We start from the raw sequence: 21,260 nt of genomic DNA, 5'->3' as shown, positions 1-21,260 counted from the left end.
GGTGGGCCAAAGAGAGTCAGCATTGACGGGCCTGGCGGTCGACCGATCGTCAGTCCGTGCTATGCGCCGGATGATGCCGGTGGGCCAAAGAGGGCCTGTATCAAGGGGCCTGGCGGTCGGCAGATCGTCAGTTCGCGCTACGCGCCGGCTGACGCTGGCAGACCCAGAGGGAGGCCAGCATCAGCAGGCCACCCAGGCTGAGCCTGATCAGGTCGGTATCCTTGCCCCAGAGCACCAGATTGACCAGCAAGCCGGCCGGGATCAGGGCGTTGTTCATGATGGCCAGCACGCCGCTGCTGACCAGGGTGGCGCCCTTGTTCCACAGGAAGTAACCCAGCCCGGATGCCCCCACCCCCAGCCAGAGCAGTATGCCCCATTGCAGGTTGGTGCTCGGGTATTGGGGCTGGCCCAGCAGTAACCAGGCGGGCAGGGCGATGGCCAGGGCCCCCAGATAGAAGCAGCCGAACACCGCGAGCTGGGGCGGCTGCTCCTTCTCGCGTGCCAGCAACACCTTGTAGCCGACCTGTCCGATGGCGAAGCAGAGGTTGGCCCCCTGCACCACCAGGAATCCCATCACATAGCTTTCGGTCAGGCCATCGAAGCGGATGACGGCCGCCCCCAGCACGGCGAGCAGGGCCCCCCACAGGTAGGCCGGCTTGAATCTGGACTCCAGCAGATCGTGGAGCAGGGTGACGTAGATGGGGGTGAAGATGGTGAACACCAGCACCTCCGGCACCGTCAGCAGCAGGAAGGAGTGGTAATAGAACAGGTACATGATGCCGAGCTGAGTGGCGCCGAGCGCCATCAGCTTGACGACCAGATCGGGTCTCAGCCAGCGGCGGCGCAGGAAGGGCAGGAACACCAGGCTGGCGAGAGCGATGCGGGTCAGCACGGAGAAGTAGGCATCCACCTGGCCGGCGAGGTAGACCCCGATCAGGCTGAAGGAGAAGGACCAGAGCAGGGTGACCCCTATCAAGTAGTTCATGTGATTGAATTGTCGTCAGTTGTCAATTTTGGAGGGCGCTATGATGGCCGAGTTGGAAGGCGCGATCCAGCGTTTATGGGCACTGTTGCCACAGATCGGAGCATTTGCCTTCGAGGCGAGCAACGGGGTGGGTTCCGCGACCGACTGGAACGGGCGGGGTGAGGGAGAGGTGCGGGTGACCGATCACCAGGGGGGTTGGCTGTTTGCCGAGGCGGGCCGCTATACCACGCCCCACGGCCGTGAGCTCGCCATGCACAACAGTTTCTGGTGGCGGCGCAGCGAGCGGGGGATCTCGCTCTCCCATCTGCGCCATGAGGCCCCGGTCCTGCTGTTTGAGCTGCGGCCCGGGTCGGACGGGCGCTGGCTGACCGCCGAGCCCCATCTGTGCGGCCAGGACCACTACAGTGCCGAGCTGACGCAGACCGACGGCGGTTTTCTGCTGGGCTGGGAGATCAGGGGCCCACGCAAGAACGAGCGATTGAGCTATTGCTATTCGGTTTGAGTGCCAAGTGGCGTTGTTGGTTTTCTTAACCAATCAGTCCAATACACTGGACTAGTTGGAATGTCATGTGCCCATAGCCTAGGTCTGATTTACCATCATCAGTCTCATATAGGAGACTGCCTCGCATGTTATGTTTTCAGTAGCCCTGCGATAGTGTTGACCAGCATTGTGATGGCAAGCGCCGCTACGGCAACGCACAGGTTTTCTAACGGACTGTTGGTCGTCAGGGTGTAAAGGGTGTGGGATAGGACTAGAGCAGTACGCATGTGAATCACCTTAATGAGTCGGCTTTAATTACCTATACCCAGTTCTTTAAGGATTCACTGTCGGTGAGAAACCACTGTTAGCTCAGCCACCACCATCAAAACAGTTGATAAAAGGTAACTGCCCCCCGCTGATTTCGAACATAAAAAAACCGGCGCAGGGCGCCGGTAGCGGGGACAAATCGGAGGTTTTTTTTAAAACGGTCCCAAAAACAGGAGAGATACACTCTCGTCACACATTCAGAGATGGCATTCAGGCATGCAGGGCATAGTTCAGCATGGCCTGCAGCTTGCTGTCGAACAGCCACGGCAGGGTCAGCATCAGCAGGCCGAGCAGTCCGGCCAGCCGGTGGCGATACTGCCAGCCGGCTATCAGCACCAGACCGCCGCAGAGGGTGGTCAGGATGCCTGACATAGGCTGGCCTCCCGACGGGCACGGCGTTGCTGAGCCCACTGGTTGAGGGCGACTGAGCCCAGGATCAGGGCCAGTGCCGCGCCTGTGGTGGACTGGATCTGCTCGCCGAGGAACAGGGCGCCCAGCATGACGCCAAACAGCGGCACCAGGTAGTTGCTGAAGGAGGCGAAGGTCGGGCCCGCCTGCTGGATCAGCGCCATGTAGAGGAAGTAGACCAGGCCGGTACAGAACACGCCCAGCACGGCGACCGCCCCCATGGCCTGCTGGCTCGGCATCGTGAGGGCGCTCAGATCGGTGACGAAGGGCGCGGCCAGCAACAGCTGGATGGCCGACGAGATCAGGATGTTGCGAGCCACCACCACGGGGTGGTCCTTGGCGAAGCGCTTGATCATCAGCAGGCCGATGGCGAAGCAGCTGGCCCCGAACAGAATGGCGACGGCGCCGAGCAGGCCCGCATCCATGCCATTCGCCAGTTTCGGCCAGAACAGCACCAGCACACCGACAAAGCCGATGACCACGGAGACAAGGCCTCCCTTGGTGATTTTTTCACCGGAAACCAACAAGGGTGCCATCAAGATGGTGACAAAGGGGATACAACCCATCACCACGGCGGCGATGGCGCTATCCACGTACTGCTGACCCCAGGCCACCATGATGAAGGGGATGGTGGCATCGAGCAGGGCGATCAGCATATAGGTGCGCCACGGCGTGTGTTCGCTCTTGAGGCGCATGAACAGGCAGAGCAGACCCAGGGTCAGGCTACCGCACAGGGCGCGCACGGAGGCCACCATGATGGGAGGCATCTCGTTGACGGCCTGATGCATGAAAATGAACTGGGAACCCCACAACAGGCCGATCGCCAGTAACAACAGATAGCTGCGCATTTTAATCTCCGATGTAATTTGCCCGCGCATTCTATGCAATCTGCTACTATGCCAAAAATGAATTGTCGTCATTCCACTATGGCCAATATCGATGGAACTCCCCCTTTCCCGCCTGGATCTCAACCTGCTCACCGTGTTCGACATGCTGATGCAGGAGCGCAACGTCACCCGTGCCGCCGAGCGGTTGCACCTCTCCCAGTCCACCGTCAGCCACGCCCTCGGGCGACTGCGCAGTGCGCTGGACGATCCGCTGTTTGTCATGAGCCGGCGGGAGATGATGCCCACCGAGCGCGCCAAGGCGCTGGCGGGGCCGGTGCGCCAGGCGCTGGCCATGCTGGAGCAGGGCTTGCGCCAGGCGAAGGGGTTCGATCCCGCCAGTGCCCAGCGGGTGTTTCGCATCGCCACCCCGGGCTCGGTGGAGCACGGCCTGGTGCCGACGCTGGTGGAGCGCATGGTCCAGCAGGCGCCCCAGTGTCGGTTGGAGGTGTGTGAGCTGGCGGACAGCGACTACGAGCGGGAGCTGGAGATGGGGGAGCTGGATCTGGTGATCGGTTTCGCCGATGCCAACAACCTGTCGCCCCGGCTGTGGCGCGAGGAGTGGTTCAGCAACCCGCTGGTGTGCCTGTCACCGCTGGGCAGCGCACTGCCGGATGCGCTGGGGCCGGCCGATCTGGTCAGCCGCCCCCATATTTACACCTCCAGCTGGGGCCACAGCCAGGCCATGGTGGATCTCTGGCTGGCCCGCTTCGAGGTGGCGCGTGAGTTGGGCGTCAGATTGCCGAGCTTTATGGCGGTGCCGCAGCTGATGGCGACCGGCCGTTATCTGGTGGTGGTGCCGGAGATGATCGGCCGCCACTTCAGTCACTACTACCCGCTGCGGCTGCATCAGCTGGACCCGGAGATCCCCATCGTCTACCTGATGGCGGGTCACCCCCTCACCGCCCATGACGAGGCGATCGGCTGGTTCAAGGGGTTGCTGCACCGGCTCGCCCTCGAGCGTTACGGCAAGGCCGCGCTGGGCACGGCGGCTCAGCGCAACCCGGCGAAGTAATCCAACCCCATCGCGCTCTTGACCTCGGCCAGCACCTCGTCGGTGAGGGTGCGAGCCTGCAGCGTTCCCTGATGCAGCAGCGCCAGCAGTTGGCCCTTGTCGGCGATGGCCGCCTGCCGCCGTTCCCGCATGGGGGCGAGCAGGGCCTGCAGGCAGTCGTTCAGCACCTGCTTGCAGCGCATGTCACCCAAGCCGCCGCGCTGGTAGTGGGCCTTCATCTCGGCCATCAGCGTCTTGTCCGGGTGGAAGGCATCCAGATAGGCAAACACCGTATTGGCCTCCACCTGACCGGGATCGCTCACCTTGAGGTGATTGGGGTCGGTGTACATGGCGAACACCGCCTGCTTGATCTCATCGCTCGACATGCCGAGCTCTATGGTGTTGCCGAGGGACTTGGACATCTTGGCCTTGCCGTCGATGCCGGGCAGGCGGCCGGTGTCGCTCAGTATGGGCTGGCACTCGGTCAGTACCTCCTTGCCCACCAGGGCATTGAAGCGGCGCACTATCTCGTTGGTCTGCTCCAGCATGGGCAGCTGATCCTCGCCGACCGGCACATGGGTGGCGCGAAAGGCGGTGATGTCGGCGGCCTGGCTGACCGGATAGACCAGGAAGCCCGCAGGCAGGCTGCGCTCGAACCCTTTTTGCTGGATCTCCGCCTTGACGGTGGGGTTGCGCTCCAGCCGGGCGACGCTGACCAGATTGAGGTAGTAGCAGGTCAGCTCGGCGAGGGCGGGCAGGGCGCTCTGCAGGCAGAAGGTGGTCTTGGCGGGATCGAGACCGGCGGCCAGATAGTCGGCCATCACCTCCAGCACGTTGTCGGTCACCTTGGCCGGGTTGTGGCCGTTGTCGGTCAGCGCCTGCAGATCGGCGATCATCACGAACTGGCGGTAATGGGACTGGGCCTCTACCCGCTGGCGCAATGAACCGACGTAGTGGCCTATGTGCAGTCTGCCGGTGGGTCTGTCGCCAGTCAGTATGATGGGGTTATGCATGTCATTCTCTCCGGTTGGGGGTGAGCCGGGAGGCGACAAAGGGATAAAAACAATGACCGCCTCTCGGCGGTCACGGTGTTTTCTGTTGAAAATTTCACATAGAAAAGCGGTGCCGCCTGTTTAGGAGCAGCACCACCAGTTGTTGTGATTGAAAGCTGTGATGTTCATGGATAAACAAGCTACGCCCGTTTGATCACTTCTGCAAGGGGACGACCAGCAGATCGCAGGGCACTGTATTCATCAGCTGACGGGCGCTGGAGGTGAGCAGGCTCCAGAAACTCTGGCGATGGCCGCACACCAGCAGGTCGATCTGGTAATCCTTGACCGCCTGATTGACCCGCTCGCTCAGATCGCCGCAGATCACCAGCTTCTTCTCGATGGGGTAGTCCACCGAGGCCAGGAAGGCTTCCAGCTTCTCCTTCGCTTCGGCGATCACCTGATCCTGCACGTTGTCGATGTCGATATCGATCATCTCGGTGTAGAGATCCTTGAGGTCCACGTCGACGTGGATCACGGACAACTTGGCGCCGTTGGAGCGGGCCCGGTCGACCGCCTTCTCGATCACCTTGCGGTTGTCTTCCGACAGGTCGATCGCGGCCAGTACGTGTTTGTAATAGGTTCCATTCATGGGAGTTCTCCTCACTGATCCTGGGTTCACTATACCAATGTCTGATGAAACTAAAACGGTGTTGTCACCACGGCCTCAGGATTGGAATGGGTTTTCTGTACGGCTATGTTGCCGCCTTCGATGAAAAATTGTGCATATATTGAGCAAGAATTTGAAGCCGATCACAGCCGGCGTATTGCCCCGCAACGGCGAGGGGAATAGGATGTGCCCGTGCTTCGCAATGAACACAAAACAACAAAAAGCATCTGAATACCGCTTTGGGGAGCCTCGTGCTCCCTCTTGTTTTTCTGCGCCCTTCCGTACCCGATTCCCCCTGACATCAAGGTAATCCGTTGCGTCATGGCTATGCTGTAGCCAGTTCAAGCGGAGATTTCTCATGATTATTCATCCTCAGATCCAGGGCTGCGTTGCCCGCAATTGTCATCCCATAGGTTGCCGGGCCGCCGTGGCTCAGCAGATCGCCGGCGTCAGGGCGGCGGGCCACTTCAACGGGCCCAGGCGGGTGCTGGTGCTGGGGGCCTCGTCCGGTTTCGGGCTGGCGTCCCGCATCGCCCTGACCTTCGGGGCGGGAGCCGACACCGTCGGTGTCTCGTTCGAGCGGGGGCCGTCCGACAAGGGGCTCGGTAGCGCGGGCTGGTACAACAACATCTGGTTTAGGCAGGCTGCGGAGCAGGAGGGGCGCATCGCCGTCAACCTGATCGGCGATGCCTTCTCGGACGCCATGCGCCAGCAGGCGGTGGAGACCATCCGCCAGCAGTTGGGGCAGGTGGATCTGGTGGTCTACTCCCTCGCGAGCGGCATCCGGGTGCTGGCGGACGGCACTCAGGTGCGATCCGTACTCAAGACTACGGGCCAGCCGTTCAGCGGCTGGGGGCTGGATCTGGAACACGACAGCCTGGTGCAGCAATCCCTGGCCCCCGCCACCCCGGAGGAGATCAAGGGCACCGTCACCGTGATGGGGGGCGAGGACTGGCAACTCTGGCTGCAGGCGCTGCAGCAGGCGGATTGTCTGGCGCCGGGCGTGCAGACGGTGGCTTACTCCTACATTGGCCCGGAATCCACCTATCCGATCTATCGAGATGGCACCATCGGCTATGCCAAGGAGCACCTGCACGCCACCGCCGAGACCATCAATCTGCAGCTGGCCGAGCTCGGCGGCCACGCCTGGGTGTCGGTGTGCAAAGCGCTGGTGACCAAGGCGAGCGCCTACATCCCTGTGCTGCCGGTCTACCTCGGCCTGCTGATGGGGGTGATGAAGGAGCGCGGGGTGCACGAGGGCTGCATCGAGCAGATGCGGCGCCTGTTTGCCGACAAGATGTACGGACCTCAAGGGGTGGTGGCCGACGGCAACCGCTTGATCAGGATGGACGACCACGAGCTGGATCCCGCCGTGCAGGCGGCGGTCTCGGCGCTCTGGTCCAAGGTGACGCCGGACAACTTCCAGGCCCTCGGGGATTTTGCCGGGCTGAAGCGGGACTTCATGCAGCTCAATGGCTTCGAGCTGGAGGAGGTCGATTACGGGGCGCCGGTGAATGAGGCGTCACTGACCGAGCTGGTGCCCTGAGGGACGGGCGCTGATGCAGCCCCCTGTCAGGCGACGCTGCTGGTCAGTTCGGACAGCAGGTTGGGGGCCGCCGCCAGTATGGTCTGGTTGCGGCCCTGGCGTTTGGCCTGATACATCGCCATGTCGGCCCTGTGGATCAGCTGATTCAGGCTGTCATCCTCGGGGCAACGCTCCGCCACCCCCGTGCTGATGGTCATGTGAGGGGAGCCAAGGCTCTCGATCCGGCTGCGCAGCTGTTCGGCCAGGTGCCAGCAGGTGGTGCCGTCCTGCGACATGGCCACCAGAAACTCCTCTCCTCCCCAGCGCCCGACCTGTTGCAGGTCGGGGGCCCAGCGTTTCAGCTCTTCGGCCAGTTTCTGGATGGCCAGATCGCCGGTCTGATGGCCGTGCCTGTCGTTGATCTGCTTGAAGTGATCGATGTCGATGATGAGCAGGGTCAGTGGCTCGTCCAGTTGCCACTGTTGTGTCAGTCGCTCCAGCAGGGCACGCCGGTTTGGCAACCCGGTCAGTTGATCGAAGGTGGCGAGCCGGTAGAGATGGCGTGAGTTGCGGTGCAGTCTGCGGGTGGTGAGTCCGAGCATGATCAGGGCGCCCGCCAGCAGCGCGACCAGCATCAGCTGATAGTAACGGGCGCTCTGCTGATACAGCAGCTGCTGCCGTTTGCGATCGTTCTCCTGCTGCAGCGCCCTGTTGTTGGCCTCGCTGCGCGCCAGCTCCATCTCGGCCTGGAAGGCGTTGGCATGTTGGCTCAGGGTCTGATTGAAGTGCTGCTTGTAATGCTGCATGTACTCGGTCATGACCCGGTACGCCTCGGGATAGCGCCCCAGATCCGCCAGCAATCTGGCCTGCAACGCCTGGCCGTCGATGGTGATGGCGTCAGGTCGGGTCGTCAGCAACTGCAATGCCAGCTGCTTCTCCCCACGGCCCTGCAGCGTCCTGGCCCGGGTCTCGGTCAGGCGGGAGGCCGCCTGTGGATAGCCGAGCCGCTGATAGATGGCCTGGGCCTCGTCCAGGCTGTGCCAGGCCGCGCGCCACTCCCCCTGTGCATTGAGGGCCATGGCCTGATAGCCGAGCACGATGGCGCGATAGTCTGGCGACAGATCGGGGTTGGTCAGCAGGGCATCGAGCAGCTTCCTCGCCTTGGCGGGGCGGGCCATGTCGATGTAGAGCCGCGCCATGTTGGCCCTGATGATGGTCTGACTGTTGGGCTCACGCAGTTGCACCATCAGCCCCAGCGCATCCTGATAATAGGTTTCGGCCTCCCGGTGGAGGCTGAGATCGGCATAGAGGTTGCCAAGGGTCATCAGCACGCGGGCGCACTGCAGGTCGGAGAGCGCACTCTTTGGCTCTTGTTGCTTGAGGTGAAAAGCGGTCTTGAGCTCGGCTATGGCCTCTTTGAGCTGCTGGGTGCGGTAGAGGGCGAGCCCGTTCAGGGCGTGCCATTCGGACTGCTGGGCCGGGTGGCCGCCGAGGGTGGGTTGCAGCTGGGCCAGCAGGCTGAGGGCCAGCTGTGGCGCTTCGGTATCCAGGGTGAGTGCCACCTGCTGCAGCTGGAAGTCCAGCAGCCGCGCGTTTTCCTGGCGGGTGATGGCCAGGGCGCGCGCCCGGGCGTTGTCGAGCAGGGCTTGTGGATAGCGCCCCAGGGCGGCCTTGGCCAGGGATCTGGCGTGGAACAGCTCCATATCCTGCTGCGGGTGGGCATCGAGGCGCCGCAGATAGCCGACGGGATCGCGCGCCGCCTGCAATTCAGCCTCTTCCGACAACGGGGGGGAGGCCTGCAACTGGGTCGTCCAGAGCAGCGCCAGTACCATCACCAATCTCATTGCATCTTCTTCCTGACCATTGGCGCCATCATAGAGGCTGAGTCCGGTTACACCATCCTTCTTTGCTTCTCTATGCCCGTATGGGGGCCAGGATGAGAGGAAGTTGCGTCACAACAATGGCCTATGACGAAAGCGGACAGTTGATTCGTGCTGCAACAGTGGCGACAATCGTGACCAAATCACAGTGGAGAATCAGCATGTTGGCCAAAGCCATGATCGAGAAGTTGAACGAGCAGATTAATCTTGAATTCTATTCCTCCAATCTCTACCTGCAGATGAGCGCCTGGTGCGAGGACAAGGGCTTCGAAGGGGCTGCCACCTTCCTGCGCAAGCACGCCGCCGAGGAGCGCCAGCACATGGAGCGCCTGTTCACCTACGTGAGCGAGACCGGCGGCATGCCGCTGCTGGGGGCCATAGAGGCGCCTCCCCATGAGTTCAACTCTTTGGGCGATATCTTCCGTACCACCCTGGAGCATGAGTACCACATCACCAAGTGCATCAACGGCCTGGCCCACGTGGCTTTCACCACCCAGGACTACTCCACCTTCAACTTCCTGCAGTGGTACGTGGCCGAGCAGCATGAAGAAGAGAAGCTGTTCAAGAGCATCGTCGATCGCCTGTCCCTGGTGGGCGAGGATGGCAAGGGCCTCTACTTCATCGACAAGGAGCTGGCCGAGCTGGCCAAGGGGGCGCCGGCCAGCATCATGGACGGCAACGCCTGATAGTCGTGGACACTTAGTGTTCAGTCAGTACAATGACGGCCCTCTTGAGGGCCGTTTCTGTTTACACCGGGACACTGAGCTATTGGTTTTTGCCCGTGATGACGGCTCTTATGAGCCGTTTTCGTTGATCGTTTGATGAGTAGGGTTGTGATGATGCAAGTGGATGTGGTGGTGATCGGGGCCGGTGCGGCCGGTTTGATGTGTGCGGCCCAGGCAGGTTATCGTGGGCGATCCGTGCTGCTGCTGGACAATGCCAAGAAGCCGGGCCGCAAGATCCTGATCAGCGGTGGCGGTCGTTGCAACTTCACCAACCATCAGGCCGGCCCCCACGCCTTCCTCTCGGGTAACCCGCACTTCTGCAAGTCGGCGCTGGCGCGCTACACCCAGCAGGATTTCATCGATCTGGTGGACAGGCACGGGGTGAATTACCACGAACGTACCCTGGGGCAGCTCTTCTGTCTCGAGAGCGCGAAAGAGATAGTCGAGGTGCTGCTCACCGAGTGCGACTGGGCCGGGGTAACCCAGCAGTACCAGACCGAGGTCCTTTCCGTCAGCAAGACGGACGACGGCTTCCTGCTCGACACCAGCAAGGGAGAGGTGCGCTGCCACTCCCTGGTGGTGGCCACCGGCGGCCTCTCCATGCCCAAGCTCGGTGCCACCCCCTATGGCTTCAAGCTGGCGGAGCAGTTTGGTCTCACCGTGCTGCCGACCCGCGCCGGGCTGGTGCCCTTCACCCTGCATCAGGAGCAGAAGGAGGCGTTCACCGATCTGGCCGGGGTCAGCCTGCCGGTGGCGGTGACCGCGGAGGACGGCACCCGCTTCAAGGAGGCCATGCTGTTCACCCACCGCGGCCTCTCCGGCCCCGCCATACTGCAAATATCCTCCTTCTGGCTGCCTGGGCAGAAGATCCACATCAATTTGCTGCCAGATCTGGATATTCCCGCTGCCCTCAGGGGCTGGGCCGAGGCCCATCCGGCTCAGGAGCTGAAAACCGTGCTGGGGCGCGAGCTGCCCAAGCGCTTCGTCGACAAGCTGGTGGAGCTGGGGCAACTCGTCAACAAGCCGATGCGCCAGTACAACGAGCGGGAGCTGGCGGCCATCGCTGCCCTGCTGGGGGATTGGCAGATCCTGCCGAACGGCACCGAGGGTTATCGCACCGCCGAGGTGACCCTGGGAGGGGTGGATACCAATGAGCTCTCCTCCAAGACCATGGAGGCGCGCACCGTGCCCGGTCTCTACTTCATCGGTGAGGTGGTGGACGTCACCGGCTGGCTCGGGGGCTACAACTTCCAGTGGGCCTGGTCCTCCGGCTGGGTAGCCGGGCAGTACTGCTGAGGCACACGCCAGGCAGTATCGAACGACCTGAGGTGCCGCCTCTGCACGCCTCAGGCCGTTCTCACACCGATGTCAGCTGCCTCTCTCCCTTCCACCTTATCCCCCTCGACTCCCATCCCGTGACGCAGATCTCCTCTCCACGCCAGTGGGCCGATCAGCCCTTCCTGAGCGTGGGCAACAACACCGTCAGCAACCCGATCAGCGGCAGGTAGGCGCAGACCTGATACACGGTTTCGATGCTGGTCGCGTCGGCCAGCTGACCCAGCAGGGCGGCGCCTATGCCCCCCATGCCGAAGGCGAAGCCGAAGAACAGGCCGGAGATGGTGCCGACCTTGCCGGGGACCAGCTCCTGGGCATAGACCAGGATGGCGGAGAAGGCCGAGGCCAGGATCAGGCCGATGATCACCGAGAGCACCGAGGTCCAGAACAGGTCGACATGGGGCAGCAGCAGGGTGAAGGGAGCGACGCCGAGGATGGAGATCCAGATCACCCGCTTGCGGCCGATGCGGTCACCGACCGGCCCGCCGAGCACGGTGCCCGCCGCGACGGCGAACAGGAAGGCAAACAGATAGAGCTGCGCGCTGTCCAGTGACAGGCTGAACTTGTCCATCAGGTAGAAGGTGTAATAGCTGCTCAGGCTGGTCATGTAGAAGAACTTGGAGAACATCAGCAGGCCGAGGATGGCCAGCGACCAGCCGATCTGGCGGCGGCTCAGGCCGTTGCCGGCATGGGCCTTCATCCGTTTATGGAAGTTGGCCCCGTGATGGCTCGACCAGCGCCCGACCAGGCTGAGCACCACGACGCCGACCAGCGCAAACAGCGAGAACCAGGCCGCGCTGCCCTGTCCCTGCGGCACTATGATGAGTGCCGCAAGCAGCGGACCTATGGCCGACCCCAGGTTGCCGCCGATCTGGAACAGGGATTGGGCCAGCCCGGGCTGACTGCCAGCCGCCATGCGGGCGACCCGCGAGGATTCCGGGTGGAAGACTGACGAGCCCATGCCGATCAGCATCGCCGACAGCAGCACGGCACCAAAGCTGCCCGCCTGTGACAGGGAGAGCAGGCCGAGCAGGGTGAAACCCATGCCGAGTGGCAGCGAATAAGGCATGGGCCTGCGGTCGGTGTAGAGGCCGATCAGCGGTTGCAACAGTGAGCCCGTGAACTGATAGGTGAGGGTGATCAGGCCTATCTGGGTGAACGACAGGTTGAGCCCGAGTTTGAGCAGCGGATAGATGGCCAGCAGCACCGACTGCATCATGTCGTTCAACAGGTGCGAGAAGCTGATCGCGGCGATCACCGGATAAGTGGTGGTATTCAGGGCGTCGGTCGCGGGGGGCGCGACGAGAGGGCTATCGGTGCTGAGGCTCTTTTCCATGAGATAGTGTGTCTGTTGTCCATGTATCGCTCTAACATGCCCGATCCTGGCCCGTCTGGACACAACAAAGTGGGCGGGAGGGGGTTTCCGATCGAGGCGGCGAGAGTGTGGGGACGAACGAAGCGCTGCTCAGATCTTGTGCTTGGCGAGAGGCGGATTAGTATAGAAAGCCTGCCGTCGTTAGTCGGCTCACCGCCATGGAGGGAACATGTTTGAAAGCCTGGGAGTCATCAACGTTTGGACCTGCCTGACCGGGCTGTTTTCCAAGTCCAGAGGGGCACGCCATGTTTGAGAGTTTGGGAGTCATCAACGTCTGGACCTATCTGGTCGGGCTGTTTTTCATCATCATAGCGCCGGGCCCCAACTCGATTTATGTGCTGCGCACCGGGGCGACCCGTGGCATAGGCCCGGGTTACAAGGCGGCCCTCGGGGTCTTCGTCGGCGACGCCATCCTGATCTTCTGCGCCTATCTGGGCATCGCCTCCCTCATTCGCACCACCCCCCTGCTGTTTACCCTGGTGCGCTACCTCGGCGCCCTCTATCTGCTCTATCTGGGGGTGAAGATCCTGCGCGCCAACTTCATCGCCAGGCGGGAAGGGGAGGCATCCGTGGTCGAGTCCGGCGAGCGCTACTTCTCCAAGGCGCTGACCCTGAGCCTCACCAACCCCAAGGCGATCCTGTTCTACGTCTCCTTCTTCGTGCAGTTCGTCGACTTCAACTATGCCCACACCTGGGTCTCCTATCTGGTGCTGGCGAGCATGCTGGAGGCCATGAGCTTCGTCTATCTGACCCTGCTGATCTTCGGCGGCACCCTGATGGCGCGCTTCTTTGCGCGCAAGCGGCGCCTGGCCCGGCTCGGCAACGGCCTGATCGGCCTCTTCTTCATGGGCTTTGCGGCCCGGCTTGCCACCCTCTCTTCCTGAATCCCTCCAGCAGGCTGGCCCTCTCCCGGCCAGCCTGCAACGCCGTTGCTCCCTTGGCGGGTCGTCTGAGGTAAACTGGGGCCCGCTCAGGGGCTGCCCATCCTGCTGTGTTCTTTTTTCCCCTCGATCTGGGTCGGCAGCCCATGACTCCATACACCTTATAGTGCGCCCCTCGTGGCCCTAGGCCGGAGGGCCCATGCTCGAAAATCAGATGATGTTGTTGGCGGTGTTTGAACGGGCGGCGCTGATGCTGATGACGCTGTTCCTGCTGACGCGCACCAGACCCTTCCAGCGATTGTTCCAGAAACGGGATCACACCCCGGCCGAGCTGACGCTGGTCGCCAGCATCTTCGGGCTGTTCGCGGTGTTCAGCACCTACACCGGCATCGCGGTGGAGGGGGCGCTCATCAACGTGCGGATCATCGCCATCATCTCCGGCGGCATCCTGTTCGGGCCCTGGGTCGGCATCCCGGCCGGGGTCATCTCGGGGCTGCACCGCTATCTCATCGACATGGATGGCCACACCTCCATTCCCTGCCTCATCGCCAGCATTATCGCCGGCCTGCTGGCGACCTGGATCCACCTCAACTGCCGCAAGTCGCGGCTCTGGCTGTACGGGATCCTGGCGGGCATGGCCTGTGAGGGGCTGACCATGCTGCTTATTTGGATCCTGACAGAACCTCATTCTGTCGGGGTCGAGATTGTTAGTCATATCGCCTACCCCATGATCGCCGGGGCGCTCTGTATCGGCCTCATCATCAAGCTGGTGCAGGATCTGGACGACGAGAAGGAGATGATTGCCGCCAAGCAGGCCAAGCTGGCGCTGGACATCGCGAACCAGACGTTGCCCTTCTTCCAGAACATCGACCGTCACTCCCTCGGCCAGGTGTGCGGGGTGATCCGGCGCGAGATCGACGCCGATGCGGTGGCCATCACCGACACCCGGGACGTGCTGGCCTATGTGGGGGTGGGCAAGGATTACTACGAGCTGGACGAGCACCACGCTATCAGCGACATGACCCAGCGGGCCGTGCTGCTGGACCAGATCATCATCAACAACGATCTGCGCCAGTACCACCTGTCGGACTTCCACTCGGTCATCATCATTCCGCTGCGGGAGAACGGCGCCGTCAGCGGCACCCTCAAGATCTATTACCGCCGCACCCACAGCATCACCAGCTCGTTGCGGGAGATGGCGGTGGGTCTCTCCCAGCTCATCTCCACCCAGATGGAGGTGTCGCGCATCGAGCAGTTGAAAGAGATGACCCGCAAGGCGGAGTTCACCGCCCTGCAGAGCAAGATCAACCCGCACTTCCTGTTCAATGCCCTCAACGCCATCTCGTCGCTGATCCGCATCCGTCCCCAGCAGGCGCGCCAGCTGATCGCCAATCTCGCGGACTACCTGCGCTACAACCTCAACAAGGGGGACGAGCTCATCGACATCCAGGAGGAGTTGCAGCAGGTGCGCGACTACGTGGCCATCGAGCAGGCCCGCTTCGGCGACAAGCTGGAGGTGGTGTTCGAGGTGGACGACGTGCACATCCAGGTGCCGAGCCTGCTGCTGCAACCCCTGGTGGAGAACGCCATACTGCACGGCATCCAGCCCCGCAGCGCGCCGGGCCGGGTCACCATAGAGGTGAAGCAGCTGGCGGGCGGCATCCGGGTGGCGGTGCGCGACACCGGTTACGGCATCAGCCAAGCGGTGATCGACGGGGTGGCCGCCGGCCGGGTGGAGAGCCGCAGCATCGGCCTGATGAACGTTCATCAACGGGTCAAGCTGCTGTACGGCGACGGGTTGCAGCTCAGGCGGCTCGAACCCGGCACCGAAGTCTGTTTCTATCTGCCGGATCCGGAGGCCATGCCGTGCTGAGCGCTATCAATATTGAGAAGGAAGATATGACTCGAGAGATGCAGCCATGTTGAAAGCCATCATTGTTGAAGACGAATATCTGGCCCGTGAGGAGCTCATCTATCTGGTGAACCAGCACAGCAGCATAGAGATAGTGGCGAGCTTCGAGGACGGTCTGGAGGCGTTCAAGTACCTGCAGGATCACGAGGTGGACGTGGTGTTTCTGGATATCCAGATCCCCTCCATCGACGGCCTGCTGCTGGCCAAGAACCTGCACAAGTCGAGCCACCCGCCCCACATCGTCTTCGTCACCGCCTACAAGGAGTTCGCGGTGGAGGCGTTCGAGCTGGAGGCGTTCGACTACATCCTCAAGCCCTACAACGAGCCGCGCCTCATCAGCCTGTTGCAAAAACTCGAGCATGCCGGCAAGTCACAGGCGGGGCAGGGGGCCGAGGTGAGCGCGCCGCAGAATCGCACCGTCAACCTGGTGAAGGGGGAGCGCATCATAGTCACCCCCTGCGAGCAGATCTATTACGCCGAGGCGGACGAGAAGCTGACCCATGTCTACACCCGCACCGATCGCTACGTGATGCCCATGACCATCAGCGAGTTCGTCAGCCGGCTGCCGGCGGAGGGATTCTTTCGCTGCCATCGATCCTACTGCGTCAACATCAACAAGATCCGAGAAATCGTGCCCTGGTTCAACAGTACCTACCTCATCCGGCTCCATGATCTGCCGTTCGAGGTGCCGGTCAGTCGCAGCAACATCAAGGCGTTCCGTCAGCTGATGCGGCTCTGATTGTCATTCATTCCCGCCGATCTGCATTTCATGCCTTAATCGGTCGGCACGAGCTGCGTCTTGCCTATAGTGGGCTCAATTTCCTTAAGGCCACCGCCCGAGACGCATCATGACCAAAGAGATGAACCGCACCCGGTACCTGACCCTGATCGGTACCATCATCACCCAGTTCGCACTGGGCTCCGTTTACACCTGGAGTCTGTTCAACGCCCAGCTCTCCGACAAGCTGGACGAGCCGGTCAGTCAGGTGGCCTTCGCCTTCGGTCTGCTCAGCCTGTCCCTGGCGGTCGCCTCCTCCCTGGCGGGCAAGCTGCAGGAGCGGTTCGGGGTGCGCAACGTCACCCTCGGCGCCGGCGTGCTGCTCGGCATCGGCTTCTTCCTCACCGCCCATGCCAGCAACCTGGCCATGCTCTATCTCTGCGCCGGCATCCTGGTGGGCTTCGCCGACGGCACCGGCTACCTGATGACGCTCTCCAACTGCGTGAAGTGGTTCCCGGAGCGCAAGGGGCTGATCTCCGCCTGCTCCATCGGCGCCTATGGTCTGGGTAGTCTGGGCTTCAAGTACATCAACCTGCTGCTGCTGTCGAACAACGGCCTGGAGGCGACCTTCCAGCTGTGGGGGCTGATCGCCATGTCCATGGTGCTGGTGGGCGGCATGTTGATGAAGGATGCGCCCAAACAGGCCGCCTCCCTGCAGCAGACCGAGAGCCGCGACTTCACCCTGGCCGAGGCGATGCGCAAGCCGCAATACTGGATGCTGGCGCTGATGTTCCTCACCGCCTGCATGAGCGGCCTCTATGTCATCGGGGTGGCCAAGGACATCGGCGAGAACATGGTCGGCCTGTCGACCGCGGTGGCGGCCAATGCGGTGGCGGTGATCGCCATGGCCAACCTGGGTGGCCGACTGGTGCTGGGTATTCTGTCTGACAAGATGTCTCGCATCCGGGTCATCACCATCGCCCAAGTCATCACCCTGTGCGGCATGGGGTTGCTGCTGTTCGTGCCCCTCAATGCGAACCTGTTCTTCGTGGCGGTGGCCTGCGTGGCCTTCAGCTTCGGCGGCACCATCACCGTCTACCCCTCCCTGGTGAGCGACTTCTTCGGCCTGAACAACCTGACCAAGAACTACGGCGTCATCTACCTGGGCTTCGGGCTGGGCAGCATCATCGGCTCCATCGTCGCGTCCCTGTTCGGCGGTTTCATGGCGACCTTCAACCTCATCCTGGTGCTGATGGTGGTGGCCCTGGTGCTCTCCCTCACCATCCGCCTGCCAGCCCCCAAGGCGCAATACGCAGACTGATAGCCGAACTTATTGATAAATCTGACAAACCGGAGCCTACGAGCTCCGGTTTTTGTTTTTATGAGCAAAAGACGTATGGATGGCTAAATAGCTATACTCTTCTGCCACCCTTTCCTATAATCCTCCCGCTTTGGCGCATCATGCTTAATAGGGAATCCGGTGAGAATCCGGAGCTGGCGCGCAGCGGTAAGGGGGAACGAAGCGACATCAGGGCACTGCCGTCAGGTGGGAAGCCGTCGCCGTAGGCCATTAGCCCCCCAGCCCGAAGACCTGCCAAAGTTCGTATTTCTGGCCGAGAGAAACCGGCCATGAAAGATGCTTACGCGAACTTAAGGATCTGTAATGTCCAAGAAATTATTGGCGGCTGCCCTGTTGCCTGCGGCGGCCTTCGCCCAATCCTCCCTTCCTGCCAATGACACCATGGTGGTGACCGCCAACCGGGTGGATCAGTCCGTCGGCTCGGTGCTGGCCCCCGTGATAGTGATCGAGCGCGCCGAGATCGAGGCCCGCCAGGTGTCGAGCCTGCCGGACCTGCTGAAGACCCTGCCAGGGGTGCAGATCACCACCCTGGGCGGGCGAGGGCACATGAGCAGTCTGTTCATCCGTGGCACCAACTCCAACCACTCTCTGGTGCTGATGAACGGCCGTCCCATCGCCGCCATGGTGGCCGGTACGCCGGATCTCAGCCAGATCCCCCTCGGCAACATAGAGCGCATCGAATATATCCGGGGCCCCCGTGCCGCCGTGTACGGCTCGGATGCCATCGGTGGCGTCATCAACCTCATCAGCAAGACCTCGGCCAAGGGCGGCAGCGAGACCCACCTGAAAGGCGGGGTGGGAAGCCATGGCTACGGAGAGGGGCAGGTGCGTACCGTGCAGGCGCTCGGTGAGCATACCGACATGAACATGCTGGTGGGCTATGAGCGCACCGACGGCTTCGACGTGGTGGCGGGTGCCCAGCAACCGGATCGGGACGGTTTTGACAGCCTGAACGGCCAGTTCGGGCTGAACCATGCCTTCAACGAGGCCTGGAGCGCGGACTTCAACGCCCAGGGTTATGACAACCAGACCGAGATGGACGATCCCTATCTGGCGACGGATCAGAGCCGGGTGCAGGCCTTCCAGTACGATGGCGGCCTCAAGTACCAGAGCGGTGCCCTGACCAGCCGGCTGGAGGCCAGCTACGGCGAGAACAAGCTGAAGAACTGGCTGGAGAGCCAGGGCGAGTCCAGCGCCGAGCCGATTCATACCGGGCTGACGCGGTTCTCCTGGATCAACAGCTGGACGGGTGTAGAAGGGTTGATGCTGACTGGGGGTGCCGACTGGCAGCAAGAGCAGCTGAAATCCGACTCGAGCAGCTATGGCCAGTCGTTCAATGCGCCGGACCGCGACAACACCGGCCTGTTCGCGGTGGGCAGCTATCGCTGGCAAGCCCTGCTGTGGGAGCTGTCCGGTCGCACCGATGACAACAAGCAATACGGTCGCCACAACACCTGGTCCGCTGCTGCGGGATTGGACATCGACGACAACCACAATGTGCACCTGAGCTACGGCACCGGCTTCAAGGCGCCGACCTTCCTCGACCTCTATTACCCAGGTTACGAGAACCCGGACCTGAAGCCGGAAGAGAGCAAGAACCTGGAACTGGACTTCTCCGGCCGTTACACCGGCTGGGATTGGTCACTGAACCTGTATCGCAACCAGATCCAGAACCTGATCGCCTGCCAGAGCGCCTTCTCCAGCTGCAAGCCGGACAACACGGATGCCGAGATCCGGGGCGTGGAAGTGGCACTTGGGCTGGAGACCGGTCCGCTGCGCCATGACTTGAGCTTCGATTACACCAAGACCGAGGACAAGAACGACGGGGATCAGCAACTGCTGCGCCGCGCCAAGCAGAAGGCCAGCTGGCTGACTCAGGCACAGCTGGGCCCGGTGGATCTGTCGACCGAGCTGCTCTACGTGGGCAAGCGGGATGACAAGGACTTCAGCAGCTTCCCCGCAGAACGGGTGGTGCTGAGCTCTTATACCCTGGTCAACCTGGGGGCCAGCTACGATGTGTTGCCTCAGCTGACCCTGGGCGGTCGCATCGACAACCTGTTCGATCGCGACTATGTGCCGGCCTATGGCTACGCCTCTCCGGGTACCGAGTTCAAGCTGACCGCCGATTACCGTCTCTGATCCCGACCTCTGCTTATATAGAGAGGAAAAAGCGAGGCCCCGCCATGTGCGGGGCCTTTTCTATGGGCCGTTGGCGGGAGTATGATCGCCGCTTCGCATCCAAGGGGGAGTTCAGGTGGCCAATATTCTAGTGTTCGACTCAGGCATGGGCGGTTTGACCGTTTATCGCGAGATCCGCCGCACCCTGCCGGCACACAACTATCTCTACTGCTTCGACAACGCCCACTTCCCCTATGGCGAGCTGAGCGAACCGGATCTGATCGCTGCCTGCTGCCGACTGGTCACGCACATGGTGGCCGAGCACGCCATCGATCTGGTGGTGATCGCCTGCAACACCGCCAGCACCATAGCCCTGCCATCCCTGCGCACGGCCCTGACCGTTCCCGTGGTGGGCGTCGTGCCGGCCATCAAGCCCGCCGCCGCCCTGACCCGCAACGGTTGCATCGGCCTGCTGGCCACGCCGGGCACCGTCAGCCGTGCCTATACCCATGAGCTCATCGCCCAGTTCGCGCCGGGCAAGCGGGTGCTGCTCAAGGGTGCGACCGAGCTGGTGATCGAGGCCGAGCAGAAGCTGGCGGGTCGACCGGTCAACATGGCGCTGCTGCGAGAGGTGCTGATGGACTGGCTGGAAGGAGAGGATGCCCCGGATACGCTGGTGCTGGGCTGCACCCACTTCCCGTTGCTGGGCGACGAGATCCGGCAGCTGATGCCGGAGTGCCAGCTGGTGGACTCCGGCAGTGCGGTGGCAAGAAGGGTGGATCACTTGTTGGCAAGCCTTCCCACCCAGCTCGCTGAGGGTGGTCAGGGCAGGGCATATTGCACTCGGCTCGATGGTGAGGCCCAAAAACTGACAGCCCCCTTGCAAGCATGGGGGCTGTCATCACTCGAAGAGGTGGTTTACTGAGGTATCAGGCGTCGACGTCGTCGCCTTCCCGCTCATCCCTGTCCCGCTTGTCGTTCGCTTCACGTACCTTGAGGGTGCGCTGTTGATACTCCTTGTCATTGAGCGCAGCAATTGCCTTGGCCGCATCGGCGGCGGGCATTTCCACAAACCCGAAGCCCCTGCGCTTGCCGGTGGCCTTGTCTTTCATCAGGCGGACAGAAATAACCTGGCCTTGTTCGGCAAACAGCTCACGCACGGCGATCTCGTTGGCGCGATAGGGCAGGTTGCCTACATATAAGGTGCAAGTCTCTTGGTTCGCAGCCTGTGCGGCCACAGTGGCGGGAGCCCGGTTAAGGAACAGCGGTACGACGAAACCGCCAATGGCCAGACCCACGGCAAAAATGACTTCGGCTTTCAGAGAAAACTGCAGGGCCTGGGCAACCAGATAACCGACCAACGCCAATACCAGCGAGAGAACGGCTGCCTGCATATAAACGGGAAACTTGGATAAATTCATCTTTAAAGACCTTTTGTAAATGAAAGCAAAAAAGGTGCAACACTCTATTCACCTCCATGGTAACCAGCTTTATGGCCGGGCGCTACCATGGACCATTATCCGCTTCAGTATGGCATTCCTTAAGCAAGGAAGAGCCAGCTAAATGCCAATAAAACAGCGCTGAAATCATCGGTTTGTGGATAACATTGTATATATACACTGGATAAGCTGTTTCTAATTGGATAATTTGAGATTTCCGTGACTTTCTTCAAAAAATCCCTTGTCATCGCACG

Annotated in this window: 19 protein-coding genes and 1 riboswitch; of the genes, 11 read left to right on the top strand and 8 right to left on the bottom strand. The window is 61.8% G+C overall.

What is annotated here, in order from left to right; genetic code table 11:
- Nucleotides 1-127: 127 nt before the first annotated feature.
- On the bottom strand, nt 128-985 hold the full coding sequence (locus tag MM194_RS12015) for a carboxylate/amino acid/amine transporter (protein WP_241343690.1): 858 nt from the start codon (nt 983-985) through the stop codon (nt 128-130).
- Between the two features lie 43 nt (nt 986-1,028).
- Here MM194_RS12015 and MM194_RS12010 point away from each other — a divergent pair, with 43 nt between their 5' ends.
- Entirely contained in the window at nt 1,029-1,487 is a 459-nt protein-coding gene (locus MM194_RS12010; RefSeq protein ID WP_241343715.1) for a DUF6314 family protein, read from the top strand.
- A gap of 516 nt (nt 1,488-2,003) precedes the next feature.
- Here MM194_RS12010 and MM194_RS12005 read toward each other — a convergent pair.
- Together MM194_RS12005 and MM194_RS12000 are read right to left on the bottom strand one after the other, a co-directional pair.
- Nucleotides 2,004-2,165 carry a hypothetical protein gene (locus MM194_RS12005; protein ID WP_152599220.1) on the bottom strand — a complete coding sequence of 54 codons (162 nt, stop codon included), beginning with the start codon at nt 2,163-2,165 and terminating at the stop codon, nt 2,004-2,006.
- Complete coding sequence (locus tag MM194_RS12000) at nt 2,150-3,049, bottom strand: EamA family transporter (protein ID WP_033130877.1); 900 nt, start codon at nt 3,047-3,049, stop codon at nt 2,150-2,152. The genes MM194_RS12005 and MM194_RS12000 overlap by 16 nt, the downstream gene beginning before the upstream one ends.
- A gap of 91 nt (nt 3,050-3,140) precedes the next feature.
- Here MM194_RS12000 and MM194_RS11995 point away from each other — a divergent pair, with 91 nt between their 5' ends.
- Nucleotides 3,141-4,100: a LysR family transcriptional regulator gene (locus MM194_RS11995; RefSeq protein WP_241343689.1), complete on the top strand. Its 960-nt coding sequence runs from the start codon at nt 3,141-3,143 to the stop codon at nt 4,098-4,100.
- Here the strand turns inward: MM194_RS11995 and trpS are convergent.
- Together trpS and MM194_RS11985 are read right to left on the bottom strand one after the other, a co-directional pair.
- On the bottom strand, nt 4,079-5,092 hold the full coding sequence (gene trpS / locus MM194_RS11990) for a tryptophan--tRNA ligase (RefSeq protein ID WP_241343688.1): 1,014 nt from the start codon (nt 5,090-5,092) through the stop codon (nt 4,079-4,081). The genes MM194_RS11995 and trpS overlap by 22 nt on opposite strands.
- 193 nt (nt 5,093-5,285) lie before the next feature.
- Entirely contained in the window at nt 5,286-5,720 is a 435-nt protein-coding gene (locus MM194_RS11985; protein WP_033130880.1) for a universal stress protein, read from the bottom strand.
- A gap of 376 nt (nt 5,721-6,096) precedes the next feature.
- Here MM194_RS11985 and fabV point away from each other — a divergent pair, with 376 nt between their 5' ends.
- Nucleotides 6,097-7,284, top strand: a complete 1,188-nt coding sequence (fabV, locus tag MM194_RS11980; protein ID WP_241343687.1) for an enoyl-ACP reductase FabV — start codon at nt 6,097-6,099, stop codon at nt 7,282-7,284.
- Between the two features lie 26 nt (nt 7,285-7,310).
- Here fabV and MM194_RS11975 read toward each other — a convergent pair whose 3' ends face one another.
- On the bottom strand, nt 7,311-9,095 hold the full coding sequence (locus tag MM194_RS11975; RefSeq protein ID WP_347006505.1) for a diguanylate cyclase: 1,785 nt from the start codon (nt 9,093-9,095) through the stop codon (nt 7,311-7,313).
- A gap of 209 nt (nt 9,096-9,304) precedes the next feature.
- Here MM194_RS11975 and ftnA point away from each other — a divergent pair, with 209 nt between their 5' ends.
- Both ftnA and MM194_RS11965 read left to right on the top strand, forming a co-directional pair.
- A complete protein-coding gene (ftnA, locus tag MM194_RS11970) occupies nt 9,305-9,829 on the top strand; it encodes a non-heme ferritin (protein WP_033130883.1) in 525 nt (174 codons plus the stop codon).
- A 150-nt stretch (nt 9,830-9,979) separates the two neighbouring features.
- On the top strand, nt 9,980-11,164 hold the full coding sequence (locus tag MM194_RS11965; protein ID WP_241343685.1) for an NAD(P)/FAD-dependent oxidoreductase: 1,185 nt from the start codon (nt 9,980-9,982) through the stop codon (nt 11,162-11,164).
- A gap of 154 nt (nt 11,165-11,318) precedes the next feature.
- On the opposite strand, the gene MM194_RS11960 is transcribed toward MM194_RS11965, so the two are convergent.
- Nucleotides 11,319-12,539 carry an MFS transporter gene (locus tag MM194_RS11960; protein WP_033130885.1) on the bottom strand — a complete coding sequence of 407 codons (1,221 nt, stop codon included), beginning with the start codon at nt 12,537-12,539 and terminating at the stop codon, nt 11,319-11,321.
- A gap of 284 nt (nt 12,540-12,823) precedes the next feature.
- On the opposite strand from MM194_RS11960, the gene leuE reads away from it, so the two are divergent.
- The 6 genes from leuE (at nt 12,824) to murI (ending at nt 20,492) form a co-directional block, all read left to right on the top strand.
- Nucleotides 12,824-13,462 carry a leucine efflux protein LeuE gene (leuE, locus tag MM194_RS11955; RefSeq protein WP_033130886.1) on the top strand — a complete coding sequence of 213 codons (639 nt, stop codon included), beginning with the start codon at nt 12,824-12,826 and terminating at the stop codon, nt 13,460-13,462.
- A gap of 196 nt (nt 13,463-13,658) precedes the next feature.
- Complete coding sequence (locus MM194_RS11950; RefSeq protein ID WP_033130887.1) at nt 13,659-15,332, top strand: sensor histidine kinase; 1,674 nt, start codon at nt 13,659-13,661, stop codon at nt 15,330-15,332.
- Between the two features lie 46 nt (nt 15,333-15,378).
- Nucleotides 15,379-16,110, top strand: coding sequence for a LytTR family DNA-binding domain-containing protein (locus MM194_RS11945; protein ID WP_241343684.1), 732 nt, complete (start codon nt 15,379-15,381; stop codon nt 16,108-16,110).
- A gap of 109 nt (nt 16,111-16,219) precedes the next feature.
- Entirely contained in the window at nt 16,220-17,410 is a 1,191-nt protein-coding gene (locus MM194_RS11940) for an MFS transporter (protein WP_033130889.1), read from the top strand.
- 114 nt (nt 17,411-17,524) lie between these two features.
- Nucleotides 17,525-17,703: riboswitch (cobalamin riboswitch) on the top strand.
- A 49-nt stretch (nt 17,704-17,752) separates the two neighbouring features.
- The gene (locus MM194_RS11935; RefSeq protein WP_241343683.1) at nt 17,753-19,588 is read left to right on the top strand and encodes a TonB-dependent receptor; all 1,836 of its coding nucleotides are present in this window, start codon (nt 17,753-17,755) and stop codon (nt 19,586-19,588) included.
- A 115-nt stretch (nt 19,589-19,703) separates the two neighbouring features.
- Nucleotides 19,704-20,492 (top strand): glutamate racemase, encoded by a 789-nt coding sequence (murI, locus tag MM194_RS11930; RefSeq protein WP_241343682.1) that lies wholly within the window; start codon nt 19,704-19,706, stop codon nt 20,490-20,492.
- A gap of 4 nt (nt 20,493-20,496) precedes the next feature.
- Here murI and MM194_RS11925 read toward each other — a convergent pair whose 3' ends face one another.
- The gene (locus MM194_RS11925; RefSeq protein ID WP_241343681.1) at nt 20,497-20,988 is read right to left on the bottom strand and encodes an RNA-binding protein; all 492 of its coding nucleotides are present in this window, start codon (nt 20,986-20,988) and stop codon (nt 20,497-20,499) included.
- Between the last annotated feature and the right edge of the window lie 272 nt (nt 20,989-21,260).

The organism is Aeromonas sp. MR16, assembly GCF_022549315.1.
In the GTDB taxonomy this organism is placed as follows: domain Bacteria; phylum Pseudomonadota; class Gammaproteobacteria; order Enterobacterales; family Aeromonadaceae; genus Aeromonas; species Aeromonas aquatica.
This window is presented reverse-complemented; position numbering and strand designations above follow the sequence as displayed.

Excerpts from the sequence above, each read along its gene's own strand:
- MM194_RS12015 (WP_241343690.1), bottom strand. The coding sequence starts at position 985 with ATGAACTACTTGATAGGGGTCACCCTGCTCTGGTCCTTCTCCTTCAGC.
- MM194_RS12010 (WP_241343715.1), top strand. The coding sequence starts at position 1,029 with ATGGCCGAGTTGGAAGGCGCGATCCAGCGTTTATGGGCACTGTTGCCA.
- MM194_RS12005 (WP_152599220.1), bottom strand. The coding sequence starts at position 2,165 with ATGTCAGGCATCCTGACCACCCTCTGCGGCGGTCTGGTGCTGATAGCC.
- MM194_RS12000 (WP_033130877.1), bottom strand. The coding sequence starts at position 3,049 with ATGCGCAGCTATCTGTTGTTACTGGCGATCGGCCTGTTGTGGGGTTCC.
- MM194_RS11995 (WP_241343689.1), top strand. The coding sequence starts at position 3,141 with ATGGAACTCCCCCTTTCCCGCCTGGATCTCAACCTGCTCACCGTGTTC.
- trpS (WP_241343688.1), bottom strand. The coding sequence starts at position 5,092 with ATGCATAACCCCATCATACTGACTGGCGACAGACCCACCGGCAGACTG.
- MM194_RS11985 (WP_033130880.1), bottom strand. The coding sequence starts at position 5,720 with ATGAATGGAACCTATTACAAACACGTACTGGCCGCGATCGACCTGTCG.
- fabV (WP_241343687.1), top strand. The coding sequence starts at position 6,097 with ATGATTATTCATCCTCAGATCCAGGGCTGCGTTGCCCGCAATTGTCAT.
- MM194_RS11975 (WP_347006505.1), bottom strand. The coding sequence starts at position 9,095 with ATGGTACTGGCGCTGCTCTGGACGACCCAGTTGCAGGCCTCCCCCCCG.
- ftnA (WP_033130883.1), top strand. The coding sequence starts at position 9,305 with ATGTTGGCCAAAGCCATGATCGAGAAGTTGAACGAGCAGATTAATCTT.
- MM194_RS11965 (WP_241343685.1), top strand. The coding sequence starts at position 9,980 with ATGATGCAAGTGGATGTGGTGGTGATCGGGGCCGGTGCGGCCGGTTTG.
- MM194_RS11960 (WP_033130885.1), bottom strand. The coding sequence starts at position 12,539 with ATGGAAAAGAGCCTCAGCACCGATAGCCCTCTCGTCGCGCCCCCCGCG.
- leuE (WP_033130886.1), top strand. The coding sequence starts at position 12,824 with ATGTTTGAGAGTTTGGGAGTCATCAACGTCTGGACCTATCTGGTCGGG.
- MM194_RS11950 (WP_033130887.1), top strand. The coding sequence starts at position 13,659 with ATGCTCGAAAATCAGATGATGTTGTTGGCGGTGTTTGAACGGGCGGCG.
- MM194_RS11945 (WP_241343684.1), top strand. The coding sequence starts at position 15,379 with ATGTTGAAAGCCATCATTGTTGAAGACGAATATCTGGCCCGTGAGGAG.
- MM194_RS11940 (WP_033130889.1), top strand. The coding sequence starts at position 16,220 with ATGACCAAAGAGATGAACCGCACCCGGTACCTGACCCTGATCGGTACC.
- MM194_RS11935 (WP_241343683.1), top strand. The coding sequence starts at position 17,753 with ATGTCCAAGAAATTATTGGCGGCTGCCCTGTTGCCTGCGGCGGCCTTC.
- MM194_RS11925 (WP_241343681.1), bottom strand. The coding sequence starts at position 20,988 with ATGAATTTATCCAAGTTTCCCGTTTATATGCAGGCAGCCGTTCTCTCG.